This is a genomic window from Dietzia cinnamea NBRC 102147 (assembly GCF_001571065.1).
Classification (GTDB): Bacteria; Actinomycetota; Actinomycetes; order Mycobacteriales; family Mycobacteriaceae; genus Dietzia; species Dietzia cinnamea.
Genome location: NZ_BCSW01000109.1, coordinates 1 through 2,954, shown reverse-complemented (window position 1 = coordinate 2,954; position 2,954 = coordinate 1). Strand labels below are relative to the sequence as shown.

At 58.7% G+C, this 2,954-nt stretch carries 2 protein-coding genes and 1 pseudogene; 2 read left to right on the top strand and 1 reads right to left on the bottom strand.

Features of this window, described 5'->3' with window-relative positions; translation table 11 throughout:
* Positions 1 to 1,416 (top strand): ApeA N-terminal domain 1-containing protein (locus tag DCI01S_RS17665; RefSeq protein ID WP_218001333.1); only part of this gene is annotated, 1,416 nt, incomplete at its 5' end.
* 20 nt (positions 1,417 to 1,436) lie between these two features.
* Here DCI01S_RS17665 and DCI01S_RS16220 read toward each other — a convergent pair.
* Positions 1,437 to 1,751: pseudogene (locus DCI01S_RS16220) on the bottom strand (transposase); the annotation flags it as partial.
* A gap of 211 nt (positions 1,752 to 1,962) precedes the next feature.
* Here DCI01S_RS16220 and DCI01S_RS16215 point away from each other — a divergent pair.
* On the top strand, positions 1,963 to 2,954 hold a 992-nt coding region (locus tag DCI01S_RS16215), incomplete at its 3' end, for a DUF262 domain-containing protein (RefSeq protein ID WP_156482663.1).

Genomic DNA, 2,954 nt, shown 5'->3' with positions numbered 1-2,954 from the left:
GACAATCGACTGCCCGGCATCCTCACTTGGGAACCAACAGGCGGCGCGACACTCGAACTGCTCGGCGGATTCTCTCCCCCGCCCGAGTACCAGCCCGATCAGGATGGCTCTGGCTTCCACACCACACGGATGATCGGCGATGTGCGGCCAGGCACGATCTATGGCGAAACGCCCTCCGGTCGGAAGATCTCGATATGGGACGCGCAACGAGGCAAGTACACCGTCAACGGATTCGGCCACCAGGTCCGAGAAGAGTTCTGGTCAGCGCAGTGGGTCTGTATCGGCGACCATATCGTCAGCCCTGACGAGAGCAAATTCGCGAACGCGGAAATCGTCCTCGACGAACTCTATTACATGATCGACGACCCTCGCCTGTGCCCACCAAAGTGGGCAAATATTGAAGGAGTCGACAACCCCAGAGAACGCCTCGACAACGGAACCTTTCTGTTGCCTTACGTCCTTCCTGTAATCGGCGGGAACCGGAACGAATGCGTCGCTGCAAACACCGACGATGTCTGCTATGCGCTGAACACTCGGGCTACCGCACCGTGGATCAGCCCCGCAACAGAAGCCATGCCGGATCTCAAACTTGACCTAATGACGAACCGCCAGCGCCGTGGCCCGGTGATCAACTTATCGGTCGGGGCGAGCGCGAGCATCCGGCGCTCGGATGGTGCTGCGGGAAGCGCCTCCGACTTCGTCGATCGCATGTCGCCGATTATCGACCTCGTACGTCTGGCCACGTTCGATTCCTGCGGAGTCGAGAAGATCGCGCTGAGCACCATCGATGGCGAGAATATCTCGCTGCTGACCAGGATCGGTGAGGACGCCGCACCGACCGCGCCGCACGAACCCGAGTCCGTGGTCTTTGACTTCGCAGACGTTCCGCTCGCGAAATATCTGGCGACACGAGAGTCCCTCACCACCGTCCACCATGCCGACTACGCATGGAACGTCATCATCGGACACTGCGGGTATGCGCCCAGGTTCACAGAGCAGTACGTCAGCCAGGTGCTCGCCGCGGCCGAGGGCTTCCACACGTGGTGTCTGGGCAATCCCGAGGCCACGCTCAGTGTTCGCCTCCACGCACTGCATGAATCACTGCCTGCCGACGTGCAGAAACAACTCGGACTCGACGTCGAAAACTGGGCAAAGTGGTCAGTATGGGCACGAAACCACGTCGCTCACGGCGGTGCGAAGCAAAAGAAATCAATCACTGACCATTCGCAGCTCTACGCCGTCGCCAAGACCGTGCATCTCGTGACTTACCTTGCGGTTCTTCGTCAGCTGGACGTTCCCATTGCCAAGATTAGAGACGCTCTACTGAACCATCCGCGTCTGAGCAACTTTGTACCTCATTGCGAGGTCGTCAATAAGATCAAGCCACCGGAAAATTCAACGTCAGACTCCGCCTGATGCCGATACCAGGGTTTCTTCCGAGCTCCGCCCGCTTCCCTCTTGAGAATCCCGTTTGCCCGCTTGAACTCGCGGCTCTCCTGCTCGAGGGCTTTCATCCTCGCGGACTCGCTCGTACTGACCCCCGCCACGTGGCCTTCATCTACATCAGCCTGACGCACCCAGGACCGCACGGACTCGGTGCCGTACCCGAGCTGGGTCGCCACCCGCTTCACCGTGCCGTGATCGGTGCCCAGCACGGCCCGCAGGGTCCTGACCATCCGCACCGCGGCAGCCTTCTCTTCAGAGCTGTGGCGACGCGTGGTCGGCTTGCTCGGGTTGGTGTCCTTCGGCATGAGTCCATCCTCGTTTCCAAACGATGGAGACTCCAGCCAACCCAGTGAAATTCAGCGAGCGCTCGGGATAAAATTGGGTTCGCCGATGTGCAGTGGCCGTCGAGCCGCCTACGGTCGAATTGCCCAGGCGAACTGAGACCTACGCCGCGATTTACGAGTGGGTTCCCGCAAGCACCGTCTAGCGAAGTGATCCCTCGGTAGCTTTGGCGATGTGGAGACTTTGACAACAAGCGACGCTGAGCAGTTGAACGTGGAGGTGTGGAAGGTCGGCGACCTTCTTCGTGAGGAGAATGTGCGCATTCCTGACTACCAACGTCCGTACAAGTGGAATGTGCGAAACGTTGCTCAACTCGTCGACGATGTTCAGATTTTCATGCACCGAGGTGCCTACCGGCTTGGATCGATCATCCTCCACGAGGATGAAGATCACGACTTGAACATAGTTGACGGTCAGCAGCGCTTCGTTACCTTCGTGCTTATCGCGCACGCCCTGGGTTGCGCGGGCTCCAAGCAGATCGACCAGAAATCGCTCGTGGGCCACACTGTTTCTGAGTACGGATTGACCACGACGCACGAGCGCCTCACTGAGAACTCCGCGTACCTCCGCGAGACAATTGACCGGTGGACTGCGACAGACCGGGATGCTTTCACCAGCTTCTTTCTCCAATCGTGTGAGGTGGTGGTCTTGCGGCTGGTGAACATCGACGAAGCCTTCCAGATGTTCGACTCGCAGAACACGAGGGGGAAAGCGCTGGACCCGACCGATCTGCTGAAGGCGTTTCACATCCGCGAGATGGACTCTGAGACAGTCTCCGAGGACACCAGACGCCAGATGGTCGCCCTCTGGGAAGCAATCAAGCCAGCCGAGGTTAGTGCGCTGTTCTCTGACTATCTCTTTAAGATCAAGCGGTGGAGTACCGGACGAGACGTCCCTGATGGCGGTATGCGGACTGCTGACATTGACGCGTTCAAGGGAGTACGAAAAAGCGATCCGCAAAACTCCCACAACCACTGGGCGAGGCCGTTGTTATACGCCAAGAACTTCACGGAGGACTTCCGTCAGGAGAACGCGGCATTGGTGCGTTTCGGCATGCTTAAGCCGGTCGATTATCCTCACCAGATCGATCAGCCGATCATTAACGGCGAGACGTTTTTCACCTTCGTGCGTCACTATCACGAGTTGGCGACGACGTTAGGTGGCCC